The organism is Arthrobacter sp. K410C, assembly GCF_059090105.1.
Map to the genome: position 1 here is coordinate 20,772 of NZ_JBNHFJ010000004.1, position 15,951 is coordinate 36,722.

Sequence of the window (15,951 nt, forward strand, 5' to 3'; positions counted from 1 at the left end):
AGTGGGTAAGCCGTGGCTACAGCAGCACAGTCCCACACCTCAGGCGCTGACGTCCCCGTCTACGTAGTACCACCGGCCGTCTATTCGGATGAACCTGCTGACCTCGTGCAGGACTCCCCGCTCGCAGCCGTACCGGTAGTACGCCTTGAACTCGACCGTCCCTGCGGTGTCGAAAGGACCGCCTCCGCTGGTGGACAGGATGTCCAGGCGGCGCCAGCCCATCCCCGGATCAGGCTCCAGGGTGGCAGGGGCGGTGTCCGGGTGCCAGGTGCGCAGAACGTAGTCCGCGTCCAGACGCACAAAGGCGCTGTAGCGGGACCGCATGAGCTGCTCCGCGGTGGCAGCCTCCGCCGCGCCGGAGTGGAAGCGCCCGCAGCACTGCGCGTACGGCTCCCCGGACAGGCACACGCAGTTTTCCTGCCCCGCACTTTTTGTCATACCCGGGATGCTGTCATATCCGGTAACAGCTTCGCTACAACCCCCGGCACACCGCCTCCGCCGGCGGCATGGAACACCAAAAATCCGTATGGTGGAGAAGGTGCCATGGCCCGGGCACAGTGGCAGAGGCGGGGGTCCGCTGCCTGCAGAAAGGAGGGGTGACGTGGAAAATCCGGATACGCTCGTCCTCAACCTGACCTTCCTGGGCACGGTGGGCGTTGCCTTCCTGATGTTCTTTATCCTCTTTCTCCTGGGCGTCATCACCCTGGTGCTCGCGGGCGTGGGACGGCTGGCCGCCATCATCCTGATGGGCCTGTTCGGCTGGCGTCCGCGGAAGGAATCCCTACCGCTTGTCCAGCTCTACGGCACCCGGCTGCAGGGCCGGAAGGATGCCGCCGACGGCGGTGCTGCGGCGGCATCAGCATCCGGCGCAGCGCGCCCGGGGCTGCTTGCCCGCACCTCCGGGAAACCCGCTGCGGGGCCGAACGGCGGGAGGCAGCCGCGCGATTGGCGCGCCGCGCTGAAGCCCGCACACCTTAAAACGGCGCTGCGCACCGCCGTCGACCATCACCCTGCGCTGACCGCCGCGCGGCGTGAACCGCCCGTCCTGGCCGAGGACTGGGCCTCCGCCGTGGCCGAGGCCGACGCCCGTGCCATCGCTCGGGCACGGGCAGCCGCGCCCGAGATCAAACTCTCCGTACGGGACCTGCCGGATCCGAAGGTGCCGGCGGAGAAGGTGGCTGAAGTGGCCCCGCTGGTTGAGTCCTCCCTGCACAACCACCGGCCTCCGCACGAGGTTCCACGGTCGTTCAAGAAACCTCCGCACCCGCCAGCCCTCGCGCCGTTGGACACAGGATCGCTCGTGTCCTTGACCGGCCCCCAGCAGATACTCAAGGAAACGTCGCCCGCCAGCGAACAGACGGATGGAAAAAAGCCCTTACCCTGAGCAACCATCTGGGCTAGCGTGAAGCGCATGGAATTCAGATACCTCGGAAACAGCGGTTTCAAAGTCTCGGAAATCACGTTCGGCAACTGGCTTACCCATGGTTCCCAGGTGGAGAACGACGTCGCCACCCAGTGCGTGCGGGCGGCCCTGGACGCCGGGATCAGCACCTTCGACACGGCCGACGTCTATGCAAACACCGCGGCGGAGACCGTCCTGGGCGAGGCGCTCAAGGGCGAGCGCCGCGAATCATTGGAGATTTTCACCAAGGTCTACGGACCCACGGGCCCCAAGGGCAAAAACGATCTTGGCCTGTCACGCAAACACATCATGGAATCCATCAACGGCTCCCTGCGCAGGCTGCAGACCGACTACGTGGACCTCTACCAGGCGCACCGCTACGACTTCGAAACGCCGCTGGAAGAAACCATGCAGGCGTTCGCGGACATCGTCCGGCAGGGCAAGGCACTCTACATCGGGGTCAGCGAGTGGACCGCGGACCAGCTTCGCGAAGGCCACGCCCTCTCCAAAGAGCTCGGCTTCCAGCTCATCTCCAACCAGCCGCAGTACTCCATGCTGTGGCGGGTCATCGAGGCCGAGGTAGTGCCGGCGTCGGAGGAACTGGGCGTGTCCCAGATCGTTTGGTCACCCATGGCCCAGGGCGTCCTCAGCGGCAAGTACCTGCCCGGCCAGCCCGCGCCGGAAGGCAGCCGGGCCACGGATGAAAAGGGCGGAGCCAAGATGATCGAGCGCTGGATGCGCGACGACGTCCTGTCCGGTGTGCAGGACCTCAAGCCCGTTGCGGAGGAAGCCGGCCTCTCCATGCCGCAGCTCGCAGTCGCCTGGGTGCTGCAGAACCCCAATGTGGCGTCTGCCATCGTGGGTGCCAGCCGTCCGGAGCAGATAGCGGACAGTGTGGCGGCGGCCGGCGTGACGCTGGAGCCGGAGGTCCTGAAGAAAATTGACAACGCCATCGGCTCGCTGGCGGAACGCGACCCGGCAAAGACCCAGTCCCCGCCAAAACGGGAGGCGTAGGCCGGGAAGAGGCGTTGACGTGCCGGCGGTGCGGGCGTAGACCTGTGGCATGACCCAGACCTCCCGGCATGAGCAGCCCACCGGTCCAGATTCAGCACCCGTCCAGCCGGGGGCAGGCCCCACCACCGGCCCCCTGACCCGGGAAGAGCTGCAGCTGTCCGCCCGGAACCATTCGATGCCGCTGGAGGCACTTCGCAGGGATGTCACACCGCCGGGGCTCCACTACGTCCTGACGCACTTCGACATTCCGGACCTCGACGCCGGCTCCTGGCACCTGCGGATCAGCGGCGCGGTGGAGCGCGCGCTCGAGCTGAGCATGGCGGCGCTCCGCAAGGACCCCGCCATCACCGTACCCGTGACGCTGGAGTGCGCCGGCAACGGCCGGTCGCTCCTCTCGCCCCGGCCCATGAGCCAGCCCTGGATCCAGGAAGGAGTGGGCACCGCGCACTGGACAGGTGTTCCGCTCGCCTACCTCCTGGGCAAAACTGGCGTTCTCCAGAACGCCGTGGAAGTGGTCTTCAAAGGTGCCGATGCAGGGGTCCAGGGCGGCGTCCCCCACCACTACGCGCGGAGCCTGCCAATCCGTGAAGCGCTGCGTGCCGACGTCGTACTCGCCTACAAAATGAACGGCGCCGAACTGCCGCCCCAGCACGGCTACCCCCTCCGCCTGGTGGTTCCGGGCTGGTATGGCATGGCCAGCGTGAAGTGGCTTGAGTCCATCGAGGTGGTCACCGCCCCGTTCACCGGATACCAGCAACAGGTGGCCTACCGCTACCAGGACTCCGCGGACGACGCCGGCACCCCGGTTTCGCGGATCAGGGTGCGTTCGCTGATGGTTCCGCCGGGCGTCCCGGACTTCTTCACCCGCAAACGCATCCTGGCCCCGGGCCCGGTGCTGCTACAGGGCCGTGCATGGTCCGGCGGGGGCGCGGTGACAGGCGTGGAGGTGGGGATCGACGGCACGTGGCTGCCCGCCCAGCTGGACAAGCCCGCCGGCGGATTCGCGTGGCGGAAGTGGACGCTGCCCTGGGTGGCGGACCCGGGCGAGCACGTCCTGTCCTGCCGGGCCACGGATGCCACCAGCGCCACGCAGCCCCTGGAGCAAAACTGGAACTACCAGGGGATGGGCAACAACATGGTGCAGCAGGTCAGCGTAACGGTGGAATGACCCAGCACTGAATGCCGGCGCGCCCGGGGCTATACTCGGTGCCAGCCATGACCAGCCTTCCTGCCTCCCCCGCCAGCGTCCGTATTGATGCCTGGCTGTGGGCCATCCGCGCCTACAAGACCCGTTCCGCCGCCACAGCCGCCTGCCGGGCAGGACACGTCCGGCTGAACGGCAGCCCGTCCAAAGCCTCTGCCACTTTGGTGACCGGCGATACCGTGACAGTCCGAATGCCCGGATACGAACGCATCCTCGAAGTGCGGCGGCTCATCGCCAAGCGGGTGGGCGCGGAAGCGGCATCGCACTGTTTCACCGACCACACCCCGCCCCGGCCGCTCGCGCCGGCGCTGGGCCTCCCGCAGCGGGACCGGGGCACCGGACGGCCAACCAAGAAGGACCGCCGCGAGATGGAGCGGCTCCGCGGGCAGGCCTGACGAGCCGGCCAGGGACACCGAGCTCGTGCCCGTTGCGAACTCGTCTTGGCGTCAGCGGCCGGTCTTTGTGCGCGCCTGCACGAGGTTGGCGAACGGCAGCTTCCCGAATTCCTGCAGGAATGCTGCGTGGTAGTCAGCTTCCGCGTCGTTCAGCTGTTCGGGGGCCAGTTCCTTCCAGGCAATTGACAGCGATCCGGCATCAGTGAGCTGCCAGATGGCCCGGCCGTCCCAGTGCCCGGGCGGCTTTCCTTGCCCGAAGTCCACAAATTCCTGGATCTGGCGCCGTAACCCCCGGTTGCCCTTACTACCCGGCCCCGCCTTTCCGACGTAAAGAACGACGGCGGCGTCCACCCACGCCGCGATAAGTGCGGCTTCGGGGAGGGACGGGTCCTTTTTCTTGAAGGTGCCGGCCCTGCTTTTCTTCAGGAAGCGCGGCTCGAAGCCTTCCGGGGCCACGACAGCGAAGAGCCCTGTCCCCTGCGGGACCCGCATGGTCTCGAGGTCACGGACAAGGCGGAAGCCGGCAAAGCCTTCGGCCTTCAGGCCCTTCCTGGTGAACTGCATAGTGTCATTCAACAGCACCTGCCCGCGCTGCTGCGTTCCGTTTTCCCGCGCGCACTTCAATCAACTGCTCCAGGTAGGGTGCCATGGCCCAAATTTTCCTGCCTACCCTCAGAGCGGAAGCGTAGAGTGGCCTAAGACGCCTGGTTCTGACCACCTTGCTGTGAGGGAGAGATCGTGACGATTGACTGGGATGAAAAGAAGGCCCTGCTACAGGAACCGAACATCGCGAAGGTAACCCAGCTTTGCGACGAACTTATGGAAAGGAAGCCCGGCTCCACCGTTCCGTACATTGATCCGGTGCACGACGAGGACGAATGCCGGATCGTCAGCCTGCAGGGCAGCCCCGGAAAAGGCACCGAGTCCGGTTTTGTGTCGCACAATAATGACGATGAGGCCGCGCGGCGGGCCACCCAGATCTACGAACTCGCTGAGCTCGACCCCCGCTATGTGATGCCGTGGAACGCCTATCCCTGGGTCCGGGAGCCCGGCAGCCCGTCAGCGCTGAGCGTGCAGGAGAAGACCGACGGCCTGCGCCCGTTCCGCCAGTTCCTCAAAATCAACTCCCGTGTCTCGGCGATCATCGCCCACGGCACCGACGCCTCCGCCTTCCTCACCCTCTACGAGAAGACCTACCACTCGTCACTGAAGAACAGCGGCATCAAGATCTACAAGGCAACCGCGCTCGGAGGCCGGGCGTTCGCCGTCTCCGAAGCCAAGCAGGAAGAACTCCTGGCAAAGAACGTCGAGATCTATAAAGACGCCATGCAGCGGGCCGGCATCCAGCACCTGTGACACCTGCCGCGCAGCGGATGGTGCTCGACTGGCTCCTGGCCGGCGACCCTGCCATCCGCTGGCAGGCCCTGCGGGACCTCGCTGATGCTCCTGCCGCCGAAGTCAGGGCCGAACGGAACCGCGTTGCCACCGAAGGCTGGGGTTCCCGTTTGCTCGCCCTGCAGGGAACGGACGGGCAGTGGGCCGGCGGCACCTACTGGCCGGCAGTCGACGATGATCCCGACAACCAGCCCTGGACCGCCACCACCTACAGTCTGTTGCTCCTGAAGGACTTCGGTCTGGTCCCGGGCAGCCCGCAGGCCCGCCGTGCTATCTCGCTCGTCAGGGACAACAGCCGCTGGGAAGAAGGCAACCAGCCGTTCTTCGAAGGTGAAGTGGAGCCCTGCATCAACGGCATGGCCACGGAGCTGGGCGCCTACTTCGGGGAGAACGTGGACAGCGTTGTGGAGCGGCTGACGGGTGACCAGTTGCCCGACGGCGGCTGGAACTGCGAGGCCGTCAATGGCTCCACACGCTCCTCATTCCACAGCACCATCTGCGTCCTCGAAGGACTGCTGGAATACGAGCAGGCCACCGGCGGGACGACCGCATCCAGGGCTGCCCGGGAACGGGCTGAAGACTACCTCCTGGAGCGCCGGCTGATGCGGCGGAAAGCGACCGCGGAGATCATCAGTGAGGACTGGCTTCGCTTCTCCTATCCGACCCGCTGGTTCTATGACGTCCTCCGCGGCCTGGACTACTTTCGGGCCGCGGGAGCTGCCCCGGACCAGCGCCTGGCAGAGGGCGTGGAGCTGGTCCGCAAGAAAGAGCAGCCGGACGGAACTTGGCTGCTGGAGAACACGCATCCCGGGAAGGTCCATTTTGCGCTGGAGGACGGCGATGGCAGCCCCAGCCGCTGGAACACGCTGCGCGCCCTTCGGGTTCTCCGTTGGTTCGACGGTCCTTGAGCCTCCACCAGGCGGGGTTTGCCTTACCCCTCAAGGAGACGCCGGCGGTGCTTCAGCTCCTTGACCCACGCCCTGGTGACCATGTCCGGGAAGGGTGAGCCGCCGTCGTCGTCCCTTTGTGAACCTTTGACGACGGCGAAGGCCGTTCCTGCCTCAAGGTCCGCTACCAGGGGTCCCGATGCTTTAAGGGCGAGCTCCAGCACCTGGGCGGCTGCGCGTTCGGGGAGTCCGAGCTCCGTGGCCCAGCCCAGGAAGTGGCGGCGCGAGATCCCTGTCCGCTTGCCGTTCAGGGTCAGCGCCAGGGTCTTGTCGCCGTAAACCACTGTGGAGGGAATGTCGTAGACCGGAGCGATCGCCCATTCGCCATGTGGCTGCTGGACCATGGAGACGTTCTTGGCGTGGAGGTCGCCGTTGCCGGTGAGCCATGCAAAGGCGCCCTGGAGGGCGAGGTTGCGGAGCGCGGGAAGCGGTGCCGAGCAGTGGTCCGCCAGCGCGTGGCAGACCTGTCCGTACCCTACGTTGTACTTGTCTGCCGGATAGAGCTTCAGAACCTGAGCGCCGTCCTCGACGGCGAGGCGCAGCACATCGTCCGGCCCGCCACCTGGACGCGGTATGCGGTCGAAGCGCTCCACCAGCAGGCCCGGCCGGCCGGCCACGTCCCGGATCAGCTGGACCCGGCTGAGCGGAATCCGGAGCTTGGCGGCGTAGCGGAACATGACCAGCTCGTTCTCCACCACGTGGGGGAATTCGGGGGCGTTGAGCTTGAGGATGAACCTCTTGCCTGCACTGGCCACCGGAAGCGAAATCATGCCTGCCGACAGCTTGTCCTGCACGCCGGCCAGCGCAACCGGGTCGATCAGGTCCGGATCGCCCAGCAACTGGTCGAAATCCACGGGCTGTTTCGGGTCCAGCTGCACCGCGTGTTCGTCGGGGTCCAGCGGTTCCCCGTGGCCCACGATCTGGACATCCCCCACCGGGTTTCCGCCGGCGGCGATGAGCAGGGACAGGTCATCGTCCGCACTGGTTTTGATGGAACGCCGCAGCGCGTTGAGCCGGCGGCCCTCCGGCAGCAGCCCGGTGAAGTACGGCGGGGCGGCCCCGGCGGCGGACAGGACGGGCTCGCGGGTGAGCGGCAGGGAAGAGGCGACGGCGGGACCCCCGGAGGCGAGATACGCGGGGAGGTAGCTGAAGCGGGTTCCGCCGTCATACCGTTCCAGCTTCGCGGCCAGGATCCCCGCTTTGTAGATATCGGCGATGCGGTGCCTCATTGTTCAGTGCTGTTGTCAGTGGGCAGCCCGGCAAGCGCAAGGCCGGCACGGCTGGTCCTCGCGACGACCTTCAATTCCAGCCCCAACGTCTCAAGTACGGCGACCAGGGAGTCCAGCTGCACGCTCGGCTTGCCCTGCTCGACGAAGCGAACGAAGCGCTCCGAGACCCCGGCCATGTCGGCCAGGTCCCGCTGGGTGAGGCCGAGGGCGCTCCGGCGTGAGCGCACTTCAAAAGCCAGAGAGTCGGTGAAGTTCTGGTCCATGACAGTCCTATAGGTACGTTCGTGCTGGTCTTAGGCGTATTCGCAAGCCTACTCGCGGAGCCACGCGGAGGAAAGGGTAAAGCGGCACGAACGTGCCGGTTTACCCTTGGGCGAATGGGAGGGGGATGGCAAGACTACGGCAACCTTGAGCAGAACTTGAGCTGAAGCTGAGGGGTAGCGCCCAGCATTAAGGAGAAAGCTTCAGGGTTCATCGAGGTCAAGCAGGGTGCCGCGGATTTCTGATGCGCCAACCCAAGGGGGACCTCCATCAAGAATCTAATCATTGCATCAGTCGCAACGGCCGGTCTGGTTGCAGGCTCGATAGCCGTCAGCGCAGCAGCCAACGCTGATAATGGCACGGTCGTCAGAATTGTGGACGGCGACACCTTGGTGGTGTCGATCAACAACGCGGATCACACAATCCGCCTGCTGAACGTGGACACCCCAGAGACCAAGGACCCGAACCAGCCTGTCGAATGCCTCGGGCCGCAGGCCACTGATTACCTTGCCAGCACCCTCCCGCCTGGCACCTCCGTTCGCCTTGAGTTCGACAAGGACCGGCACGACCGCTTCGGCCGTACTCTCGCAGGCGTATTCGCTCCTGACGGCACACTCGTCAACGCAGAAATCGCCCGTGAGGGACTGGGCATACCGGTTCAGTACGACGGGAACGTCAAATTCCTGCCGCCGGTGGAAGAAGCCTACGAGGAAGCGCGAACCGCGAAGACGGGGCTCTTCTCCGAAACCATGGATTGCACACTACCCGCACAGCTGGCCCAAACTGCGCAGGCACTCGAAGAAGCTGCCGGTGCTGCACCTGCAACCACTTCGGCCGCCGCCGGCGCAGCCGCCGCACTGCTCGCGACCGAACTGGCAACCGCAAAGTCTCTACGGGCAGTCTTTGCTGCGACAAAGGACGCAAACAGGGCGATCTATTGGGCTGGGCTTTCCGCTGCCGCAACTGCGGCCGCTTTGTCTATCCTCGACAGCAAGATTTCGTTGGGTGAAAAGAAGCGGGACGAATTCAAGTCCCTACAGACAAGCTTGGCCACAGCCGAAAAGAAGGCGGAAGAAGGACGCCTGGCAGCTGAAGCCCGCGCTGCCGCAGAAAAGAAGGCCGCGGAGGAACGTGCGGCAGCTGAGAAGAAGGCTGCCGACGAAGCAGCTGCCGCGGCCAAGGCAGCCGCAGAGGAGGCGTCCCGGCAGGCCGCTGCGGAAGCAGAGCGGCTCCGTAAGCTGCCCGTACCGGCGCCATACGTGGCTCCGGCCCCCCAGCCATACGTTCCACCGGCTCCTGCCCCGTATGTACCACCGGCACCGTCCAAATACACAGGTCCGAGGTGTTACGCACCGGGCGGGAAGACCTGGAGCCCCTGCTAAACACCCAAGGACAGCGGGTCCGAGAGCTTGGATGCTCTTCGGACCCGCTGTTGTAATTGTCGAATCAGGACGTCGTTTGATCGTCCGAGTGGGCGCTCTTGCGGCGTTCCTCAATGCTCTGGGCGACCTGCAGAATGCCGTCCTCCACGCCTCCGGCGATGGCCTTTGGTGCTGCCGCAACGGTGCCAGCCGCAGCACCAAGAGCTCCGGCCACGGCGCTTCCGGCTGCGTGGCCCAGATCGAGAAGGGACGTATGCCATTCCTTGCGCTCGAATGCCTCCGTCGCCGGCATGCCGTAAGCCTTAGAGAACACCGTGAGAAGCCGCTGGATTTCGGATACCGCGTCATAGAGTTTCGGCAGCTCGAAGGGATTCGCCACGCGGGTTAGGGTGTCCACTTTGGAGGCTTTCGCGGCGGCGTCTGCCAATTTCTGCACTTTGGACCTCGTGAGCTCAAGGCGGCGGTCCCTGGCATGCTCCACGTGCCGGATATGCGCGCCTGCCTGGTCCCCCTTGGCGCCATGGACAATTTCGAGAGAATCCATCCGAACCATGTTCGTGAGTGCGACTGCCGTGATAATCAGCCAGTGCTGGAGTTCACCGGACGCGGCATTCCGTGCACCCTCTAACCGCTTTCCGAAGCTCTTGGCGCTGAGTCCATCCGCAAGCGCATCTATGTGGTTCAGAGCCACCGCGTGCATTTGTGACAGAGCAGCAGCTTGCCCCGCCACCTGGTCCCACAGCGTGGGGGTCAGCTCTCCAGTTTCTTCAAAGTACCCAAAGGCCTTGTCCAAGATAAAGGTGGTCCCCTGGATGTTGCCCAGCGCTTCGTTCCGGGTATCCCGCAGCACTGTATCGAGCTTGGCGTCAATGGATTCGAGCTGCACCTCCAAGCTGTGGATAGCAGATCGAATCGCGATCGCGGCCGCTAACATCGCCGGGTTTGGCCCGGCTGGAAGGCCCACGGGGGAGGATTTCACCAGCTCGACGACGGTGTCGATTCTTCCATCAGGCTGGCGAAGGACGCCGCTGACGATGCCGAACGCTTCTTTGGTGGAACCGGCCAACTCCAGGTACTTGGCGTAGGACTCCGGTGTCATTTGGAAAGAGTTGCCGCTGACTGCTCCCTGGCCCATCATGCTTAGCAGTCCGCCTGCAGCTGCCAGCATGTCAGTGACGGCCGTCCCGACCTTTGAGGTTGATTCGGGCGGTACATCAAGCTTCCGGAAGAGCTCCGCAATCGCGTCAGGTGACCCTGCTACCAAGGCGGTCTCGCCTTCAACGTAGAGGGCAAGGTCCGGATTCAAATCATTCATAGGGGACATCTTCACACATGGTTCAGACAGTCAGCCGGCGCCGCGTTGAGTGTTCGATCCAACACTTGGCGGCACAACCGACGAAGGCCGAGCGCTACCGGTCTGGGCACTAAACTCACATGGGTGATCACAGGTGAAATCAAGTCCCAAGTAGACAAGGTCTGGAATACGTTCTGGAGCGGGGGCATCTCCAACCCGCTGGAAGTCATCGAACAGATCACCTACCTGCTGTTCCTGAAGCGCCTGGACGAGAACCACACCCGTGAGGAAAAGCGGGCCAATCTCCTGGGCCAGCCGCTGCAGAACGCCGTGTTCCCGGACGGCGTGGACCCGCAGGGCCGGCCTTACTCGGACCTCCGCTGGTCCCGCTTCAAGGACTTCTCTCAGGCCGAGATGTTCACCGTCTTCTCGCAGAGCATCTTCCCGTTCCTGCGCAACGAACTCCCCAAGCTGTCCAACGGTGAGGACTCCACCTACAGCCGCCACATGAAGGACGCGCAGTTCAAGATCCCGAACGCCGGTGTCCTCAAGCAGGTTGTGGATGTCCTCGACAGCATCAACATGGACGGCAAGGACACCAAGGGCGACCTTTACGAGTACATGCTGTCCAAGCTCGCCTCCGCCGGCACGAACGGCCAGTTCCGGACACCCCGGCACATCATCGACCTGATGGTGGCCATGACTGCGCCCAAGCCGCTGGAAGCCATCTGCGATCCAGCCTCGGGCACCTGCGGTTTCCTGGTCCAGGCCGGCGAGTTCCTGTGGAAGAACAACCCGAACCTGCTCACCAATGACGAGAGCAGCAAGTTCTTCCACAACCACCAGTTCCACGGCTTCGACTTCGACAACACCATGCTCCGCATCGGCTCCATGAACATGCTGCTGCACGGCGTGGAGAACCCGGACATCTCGTACAGGGACTCCCTCGCCGACCTCCACGCCGAGGAGGAGGAAAAGTACAACGTCATCCTGGCCAACCCGCCGTTTGCCGGCAGCCTGGATTACGAGAACGTCGCCAAGGACCTCCTGACGGTCGTCAAGACGAAGAAAACGGAACTCCTGTTCCTGGCGCTCTTCATCAAGCTGCTCAAGCCCGGCGGCCGGGCGGCTGTCATCGTTCCCGACGGCGTGCTGTTCGGTTCCACCGGGGCGCACAAGTCCCTGCGGAAGACGCTCGTCGAGGGCCACAAGCTCGACGCCGTGGTAAAGCTCCCGTCCGGCGTCTTCAAGCCGTACGCGGGGGTCTCAACCGCCATCTTGTTCTTCACCAAGACCAACTCCGGCGGTACGGACAACGTCTGGTTCTACGACGTGAAGTCCGACGGCTTCAGCCTCGACGACAAGCGCACCCCACTCGGCACATCCGACCTTCCCGATGTCCTCGCCCGCTGGAATAATCGCACGACGACGGAGCTTGAGCGGGTGCGCACGGACCAGTCGTTCTGCGTGCCGCTTTCGGAGATAGTCGCGAATGATTACGACCTGTCACTGAACCGGTACAAGGAAATCGAGCACGAAGACGTCGAGCACGCCGAGCCGCAGGAGATTCTGGCGGCGCTGGACGGGCTCGAGGCTCAGATTGCCGAAGGACTGGCAGAGCTGCGGGAGCTGCTGAAGTGATGAAAGCAGAGATACCCAGCTCCCAGGTGAAGCTCGGAGACGTTGTTGAGTTCCTCGATCATCGTCGCAGCCCAATTACTGCGAAGGACCGCATCCCTGGTGAAATTCCTTATTACGGAGCCAACGGCCAACAAGATTCCGTGCGCGGGCACATTTTCGATGAACCGCTCGTCCTCCTAGCCGAAGACGGCGGCTATTTTGACAACCCGAGCCGTGGCATCGCATACAGGATCGAAGGTAAGTCTTGGGTAAACAACCATGCGCATGTACTCCGCCCCCGAACCGGTACGGATATTGCATTTCTTGCTCGCGTTCTCGAAAACTATGACGTTCGCCCATTCCTAACGGGAACAACCCGCGCAAAGTTAACCAAAGCAGCGGCTTCTCGGATTCCAATCAGCCTTCCGCCCCTCGACGAGCAGCGGCGGATTGCGGCGATCCTGGACAAGGTCGACGAGCTTCGCACCAAGCGCCGCGAAGCCCTTGCCCACCTCGCCACCCTCACCCAGTCGATCTTCCACTCCATGTTCAGCAATGCCCGAGGAGGCTTTGAAAAGGTAAGACTGGACGATCTGTGCGAAATCAGCTCGGGCATAACCAAAGGTCGCAAGACTTCGGCAACCGAACTCACCGCTTTCCCATACCTTGCCGTTTCCAACGTCCAGGATCGTGCCCTCGACATGTCGATTGTGAAGGAAATTCAAGTCACTGAACTTGAAGCGGAACGGTATCGGCTAAAACGGGGTGACCTCCTGCTAACCGAAGGCGGTGACCCTGACAAGCTGGGCCGAGGGACTATCTGGAATGATGAGTTGCCTTGGTGCCTACATCAGAACCACGTTTTCCGGGTCCGTCCGCAAAAGGATGTCGTTCCGATTTATCTCAATTGGTATCTCTCTTCCCGTGACGCGAAGTCGTACTTCCTGCGGATGGCAAAGCAGACGACCGGAATCGCTTCGATCAACAAAACCCAACTGTCAGCCGCTCCCGTCAAACTTCCGCCGTTCGAGCTTCAGCAGACCTTCGCTAACCGCGTTGCCGCCGTCGAGCGTTTAAGGGACATGCACCGCATGCACCTGGCTGAGCTGGACGTCCTGTTCGCATCACTTCAGCACCGAGCGTTCAAGGGAGAACTGTGATGTCGGAAGTTCAAGCGGAGTCGACAGCTACAGAAGTTCCGATCTGGCCAGCATTGATTGTTCCTGTTCTGCGGGCTCTTGAAGATGGTCGGACGCTGCACCGTAAGGACCTGTTCCATCAGGCGGCGGAGCAAGCAGGACTTTCTGAGTCGGCCCGACTGGAAACGCTCAATTCCGGGGGACTGCGTTACGAACAGCGCATGGGGTGGGTCCTCAGCCACCTCACGCGCGCCAACTGGATCGACCGTCCGGCGAAGGGCCACTACTGCATCACCGATGCCGGCAGGCAGTGGCTTCACACCAACCCGGATGGAATCAACTACAGCCAGGCCCACGAGCTTTTCGCCCAGTACTGGCCCAAGTCCGAGAAGCAGATACCGACGCGGGAAGAATTGACCACCAGCCTTCCAGCCGTGGAAGAACTGGAACCCGTCGAACAAATCGAGGACGGTATCAACCGCATCCACGATGAGGTAGGCGCAACGCTCATCCGGAGGCTCCGTGAAGGCCATCCCGACTTCTTCGAAGAGGCAGTGGTCAAGCTGCTCCTCAAGATGGGTTACGGCGGCGCAGAACAGCGGGGGCGTCGCATCGGCGGATCGGGCGACGGCGGCGTCGATGGCGTCATCGACCAAGACGCACTCGGGCTTGACAGGATCTACGTCCAAGCCAAACGCTACGCCGATGGCAACACGGTGGGGCGCGAAACCATCCAGGCCTTTGTGGGCGCGCTGCACGGCGTCGGGGCATCGCGCGGAGTCTTCATCACCACCAGCACCTTCACATCCGGCGCCCGGCAGTACGCCGAGAACGTTCCCTCCCGGATCATCCTGATCGACTCCGCCCGCCTGGTGAGTCTCATGATCAAGTACCGGGTAGGCGTCCAGGTGAAGCAGAGCTACGACGTGGTGGAACTGGATGAGGACTTCTTCGAGTAGGCATGGCGTGCCAAGATTGTCATAGCCACGGTGCACCATGGAACCACCACCAAAGGAGGCCACTATGACACCGAAAGTAATTCACCTAAGCCGCGCTGACGTTGGCGATCGAATCGACCAGCTCCGTTCTCACTTCGCCATGTCCGACGAAGAACTGGCAGATCGCGCTGCTAACTACCAACTGACCGTGGATGAGCAGGCCGATTACGAAGAGATCCAGGACCTGAAGTTCCTCCAGTCGGCATGACCGACCTCGGCGCCAATGCACTTGATAAGGCCGCTGCAAACTTCGCTTCCGAACTTCACCAGACTCTTTCCAACACCTTTCCTGGGCCCTTCGCGCCCTTCAACGTGCTTGTGAGCGAAGGGAGAAGTGGCCACAGGAACGTCCTGATCACCCAGGAGCCCCGTCTCGGCCTCGACCTGAAAGCCGTGGATGGCGACCGCCTATTCACCGTGCAACTCAAGTACAAGTGCACGTGGGACGGGGATTACCTGGCTGTCGAGGAGTCTGAGTTCAAAATAGGGCTGAGTGGCGTCAGCGAACCATTGCTTCGCTTCGACTATCTTCGTCACCCTCTCGGTGGTCTTGCTGGCGCGCATGTAAATGTCCACGCGCACCGTGACGAATTCGTCTACGCCATGGCCCGCGCGGGGAAGAAAGACCAAGTAAATTCGAGCGGCCTGAGCATTCCTAAGCTGTCACATCTGCACATTCCGGTTGGCGGCAAGCGCTTCCGGCCTTGTTTGGAAGACATTCTCGAGTTTTTGGCAACAGATTTTCGGCTCGACACGCTCCCCGGATTCCGTGACCACTTGGCCACGGGGCGCAAACTTTGGAGGGAGCGGCAACTTAGGGCGATGAGCCGCCGGCACCCGCTGATTGTTGCTGACGCTTTGCGTGCACAAGGCGCAGAGGTCTCATGGCCGCACGGTGCACCTGTGGATGGATCCGATGACGCGTTAGGCGCCTATTGACATGAGCGGCAGGCCGCGTCACTACACCTCAATGATCTCGACCACGTCATTGACCAGATCGAAGTCCCGGGCGTTCCTCGTCATCAGCGGAATGCCCAGCGAATGGGCCTGCGCTGCGATCATGATGTCCTTGCTTCTGGCATGCTGCGGCCTGAGTGAGCGTACTTTGGCCGCCAGCTCGCCGTAGCTCTCCGCCGCTGGCTCATCGAAAAGGATCCAGTCCATCAGCTCCCGCCAGACGGCGAGGCGTCGTACCCGCTGCCGCCGGATCTCCTCCGAGACGGACGAACGGATGCCAAAGTGCAGTTCCGCCAGCGAAATAATGCTCGAACCCAGCATCTCCCCTTCCGGCCACTGCGACGGCGGGCTGATCAGGATGTTTGTGTCAAGGAGGATCACTGAGACTCCCATGGGTCCACCAAGGGGTCCGCGTCCCGGGATTCCCGGTGCTGCTCCAGCCAACCGGTCTGGTCCGCGCCGAGCCCGGCCACTCCAAGAGCCCGGGCCACGTCGGCGGAAGGCGTCCACCTCCTGCGGTCTGTAATGGGTGACATCCTGGCCACAGCCCGCCCCTGCAAGGTGATCTCCACGGTGGCTCCGTGCTCAACCCGCTCTATGACAGCCCTGGGATTTTGCTTGAGCTCCCGAACGCCGACCTTATCCATACGTGCAGTGTATTCCCGAAGTAGTCTTTGTTCTACAAGTTCTGGACTGTCGCTTGCCCATGGTTGA

19 protein-coding genes are annotated in these 15,951 nt (G+C 63.2%); 12 read left to right on the forward strand and 7 right to left on the reverse strand.

The annotated features are described in order from the left end of the window. Positions 1 to 39 precede the first annotated feature (39 nt). On the reverse strand, positions 40 to 438 hold the full coding sequence (locus tag AC5RU7_RS08320) for a YchJ family protein (RefSeq protein WP_494051853.1): 399 nt from the start codon (positions 436 to 438) through the stop codon (positions 40 to 42). 163 nt (positions 439 to 601) lie between these two features. Between AC5RU7_RS08320 and AC5RU7_RS08325 the strand changes: the two genes are divergently transcribed. Genes AC5RU7_RS08325 through AC5RU7_RS08340 form a run of 4 tightly spaced genes read left to right on the forward strand, consistent with a single transcriptional unit; the run spans position 602 to position 4,015 of the window. Beyond that, the gene (locus tag AC5RU7_RS08325; protein ID WP_494011568.1) at positions 602 to 1,384 is read left to right on the forward strand and encodes a hypothetical protein; all 783 of its coding nucleotides are present in this window, start codon (positions 602 to 604) and stop codon (positions 1,382 to 1,384) included. A gap of 27 nt (positions 1,385 to 1,411) precedes the next feature. After that, the gene (locus tag AC5RU7_RS08330; RefSeq protein ID WP_494051854.1) at positions 1,412 to 2,416 is read left to right on the forward strand and encodes an aldo/keto reductase family protein; all 1,005 of its coding nucleotides are present in this window, start codon (positions 1,412 to 1,414) and stop codon (positions 2,414 to 2,416) included. Between the two features lie 49 nt (positions 2,417 to 2,465). Beyond that, positions 2,466 to 3,584, forward strand: a complete 1,119-nt coding sequence (locus AC5RU7_RS08335; RefSeq protein ID WP_494051855.1) for a sulfite oxidase — start codon at positions 2,466 to 2,468, stop codon at positions 3,582 to 3,584. Between the two features lie 47 nt (positions 3,585 to 3,631). Further along, entirely contained in the window at positions 3,632 to 4,015 is a 384-nt protein-coding gene (locus tag AC5RU7_RS08340; RefSeq protein ID WP_494011565.1) for an RNA-binding S4 domain-containing protein, read from the forward strand. 51 nt (positions 4,016 to 4,066) lie between these two features. Here AC5RU7_RS08340 and AC5RU7_RS08345 read toward each other — a convergent pair whose 3' ends face one another. After that, positions 4,067 to 4,579, reverse strand: coding sequence for a hypothetical protein (locus tag AC5RU7_RS08345; RefSeq protein WP_494051856.1), 513 nt, complete (start codon positions 4,577 to 4,579; stop codon positions 4,067 to 4,069). A gap of 174 nt (positions 4,580 to 4,753) precedes the next feature. On the opposite strand from AC5RU7_RS08345, the gene AC5RU7_RS08350 reads away from it, so the two are divergent. Together AC5RU7_RS08350 and AC5RU7_RS08355 are read left to right on the forward strand one after the other, a co-directional pair. After that, on the forward strand, positions 4,754 to 5,371 hold the full coding sequence (locus AC5RU7_RS08350) for a uracil-DNA glycosylase family protein (protein WP_494051857.1): 618 nt from the start codon (positions 4,754 to 4,756) through the stop codon (positions 5,369 to 5,371). A gap of 17 nt (positions 5,372 to 5,388) precedes the next feature. After that, the gene (locus tag AC5RU7_RS08355) at positions 5,389 to 6,318 is read left to right on the forward strand and encodes a prenyltransferase/squalene oxidase repeat-containing protein (protein ID WP_494052011.1); all 930 of its coding nucleotides are present in this window, start codon (positions 5,389 to 5,391) and stop codon (positions 6,316 to 6,318) included. 23 nt (positions 6,319 to 6,341) lie between these two features. Here the strand turns inward: AC5RU7_RS08355 and AC5RU7_RS08360 are convergent, their stop codons facing one another. Next, positions 6,342 to 7,586 carry a type II toxin-antitoxin system HipA family toxin gene (locus AC5RU7_RS08360; RefSeq protein WP_494051858.1) on the reverse strand — a complete coding sequence of 415 codons (1,245 nt, stop codon included), beginning with the start codon at positions 7,584 to 7,586 and terminating at the stop codon, positions 6,342 to 6,344. Next, the gene (locus tag AC5RU7_RS08365; protein WP_494051859.1) at positions 7,583 to 7,849 is read right to left on the reverse strand and encodes a helix-turn-helix transcriptional regulator; all 267 of its coding nucleotides are present in this window, start codon (positions 7,847 to 7,849) and stop codon (positions 7,583 to 7,585) included. Before AC5RU7_RS08365 ends, AC5RU7_RS08360 begins: the two co-directional genes overlap by 4 nt. A 372-nt stretch (positions 7,850 to 8,221) precedes the next feature. Between AC5RU7_RS08365 and AC5RU7_RS08370 the strand changes: the two genes are divergently transcribed. Beyond that, a complete protein-coding gene (locus AC5RU7_RS08370; protein ID WP_494051860.1) occupies positions 8,222 to 9,229 on the forward strand; it encodes a thermonuclease family protein in 1,008 nt (335 codons plus the stop codon). 64 nt (positions 9,230 to 9,293) lie between these two features. Here AC5RU7_RS08370 and AC5RU7_RS08375 read toward each other — a convergent pair whose 3' ends face one another. Then, complete coding sequence (locus AC5RU7_RS08375; protein WP_494051861.1) at positions 9,294 to 10,544, reverse strand: hypothetical protein; 1,251 nt, start codon at positions 10,542 to 10,544, stop codon at positions 9,294 to 9,296. A gap of 123 nt (positions 10,545 to 10,667) precedes the next feature. Here AC5RU7_RS08375 and AC5RU7_RS08380 point away from each other — a divergent pair, with 123 nt between their 5' ends. The 5 genes from AC5RU7_RS08380 to AC5RU7_RS08400 all read left to right on the forward strand — a co-directional run bounded on the left by AC5RU7_RS08380 (position 10,668) and on the right by AC5RU7_RS08400 (position 15,219). Then, positions 10,668 to 12,164 carry a type I restriction-modification system subunit M gene (locus AC5RU7_RS08380; protein WP_494051862.1) on the forward strand — a complete coding sequence of 499 codons (1,497 nt, stop codon included), beginning with the start codon at positions 10,668 to 10,670 and terminating at the stop codon, positions 12,162 to 12,164. After that, on the forward strand, positions 12,164 to 13,303 hold the full coding sequence (locus AC5RU7_RS08385; RefSeq protein ID WP_494052012.1) for a restriction endonuclease subunit S: 1,140 nt from the start codon (positions 12,164 to 12,166) through the stop codon (positions 13,301 to 13,303). The genes AC5RU7_RS08380 and AC5RU7_RS08385 overlap by 1 nt, the downstream gene beginning before the upstream one ends. Further along, the gene (locus tag AC5RU7_RS08390) at positions 13,303 to 14,241 is read left to right on the forward strand and encodes a restriction endonuclease (RefSeq protein WP_494051863.1); all 939 of its coding nucleotides are present in this window, start codon (positions 13,303 to 13,305) and stop codon (positions 14,239 to 14,241) included. The genes AC5RU7_RS08385 and AC5RU7_RS08390 overlap by 1 nt, the downstream gene beginning before the upstream one ends. Positions 14,242 to 14,305: 64 nt before the next feature. Beyond that, on the forward strand, positions 14,306 to 14,488 hold the full coding sequence (locus AC5RU7_RS08395; protein WP_494051864.1) for a hypothetical protein: 183 nt from the start codon (positions 14,306 to 14,308) through the stop codon (positions 14,486 to 14,488). After that, positions 14,485 to 15,219 carry a hypothetical protein gene (locus AC5RU7_RS08400; RefSeq protein WP_494051865.1) on the forward strand — a complete coding sequence of 245 codons (735 nt, stop codon included), beginning with the start codon at positions 14,485 to 14,487 and terminating at the stop codon, positions 15,217 to 15,219. The genes AC5RU7_RS08395 and AC5RU7_RS08400 overlap by 4 nt, the downstream gene beginning before the upstream one ends. Positions 15,220 to 15,240: 21 nt before the next feature. Here AC5RU7_RS08400 and AC5RU7_RS08405 read toward each other — a convergent pair whose 3' ends face one another. Continuing rightward, entirely contained in the window at positions 15,241 to 15,630 is a 390-nt protein-coding gene (locus AC5RU7_RS08405; RefSeq protein ID WP_494051866.1) for a PIN domain-containing protein, read from the reverse strand. Next, entirely contained in the window at positions 15,615 to 15,884 is a 270-nt protein-coding gene (locus AC5RU7_RS08410; RefSeq protein ID WP_494051867.1) for a type II toxin-antitoxin system Phd/YefM family antitoxin, read from the reverse strand. The genes AC5RU7_RS08405 and AC5RU7_RS08410 overlap by 16 nt, the downstream gene beginning before the upstream one ends. Positions 15,885 to 15,951: the final 67 nt, after the last annotated feature.

Bases quoted from the DNA above. Each gene is read 5' to 3' on its own strand.
- AC5RU7_RS08320 (WP_494051853.1), bottom strand. From the start codon at position 438: ATGACAAAAAGTGCGGGGCAGGAAAACTGCGTGTGCCTGTCCGGGGAG.
- AC5RU7_RS08330 (WP_494051854.1), top strand. From the start codon at position 1,412: ATGGAATTCAGATACCTCGGAAACAGCGGTTTCAAAGTCTCGGAAATC.
- AC5RU7_RS08335 (WP_494051855.1), top strand. From the start codon at position 2,466: ATGACCCAGACCTCCCGGCATGAGCAGCCCACCGGTCCAGATTCAGCA.
- AC5RU7_RS08340 (WP_494011565.1), top strand. From the start codon at position 3,632: ATGACCAGCCTTCCTGCCTCCCCCGCCAGCGTCCGTATTGATGCCTGG.
- AC5RU7_RS08345 (WP_494051856.1), bottom strand. From the start codon at position 4,579: ATGCAGTTCACCAGGAAGGGCCTGAAGGCCGAAGGCTTTGCCGGCTTC.
- AC5RU7_RS08355 (WP_494052011.1), top strand. From the start codon at position 5,389: ATGGTGCTCGACTGGCTCCTGGCCGGCGACCCTGCCATCCGCTGGCAG.
- AC5RU7_RS08360 (WP_494051858.1), bottom strand. From the start codon at position 7,586: ATGAGGCACCGCATCGCCGATATCTACAAAGCGGGGATCCTGGCCGCG.
- AC5RU7_RS08365 (WP_494051859.1), bottom strand. From the start codon at position 7,849: ATGGACCAGAACTTCACCGACTCTCTGGCTTTTGAAGTGCGCTCACGC.
- AC5RU7_RS08375 (WP_494051861.1), bottom strand. From the start codon at position 10,544: ATGAATGATTTGAATCCGGACCTTGCCCTCTACGTTGAAGGCGAGACC.
- AC5RU7_RS08385 (WP_494052012.1), top strand. From the start codon at position 12,164: ATGAAAGCAGAGATACCCAGCTCCCAGGTGAAGCTCGGAGACGTTGTT.
- AC5RU7_RS08390 (WP_494051863.1), top strand. From the start codon at position 13,303: ATGTCGGAAGTTCAAGCGGAGTCGACAGCTACAGAAGTTCCGATCTGG.
- AC5RU7_RS08395 (WP_494051864.1), top strand. From the start codon at position 14,306: ATGACACCGAAAGTAATTCACCTAAGCCGCGCTGACGTTGGCGATCGA.
- AC5RU7_RS08400 (WP_494051865.1), top strand. From the start codon at position 14,485: ATGACCGACCTCGGCGCCAATGCACTTGATAAGGCCGCTGCAAACTTC.
- AC5RU7_RS08405 (WP_494051866.1), bottom strand. From the start codon at position 15,630: ATGGGAGTCTCAGTGATCCTCCTTGACACAAACATCCTGATCAGCCCG.
- AC5RU7_RS08410 (WP_494051867.1), bottom strand. From the start codon at position 15,884: ATGGATAAGGTCGGCGTTCGGGAGCTCAAGCAAAATCCCAGGGCTGTC.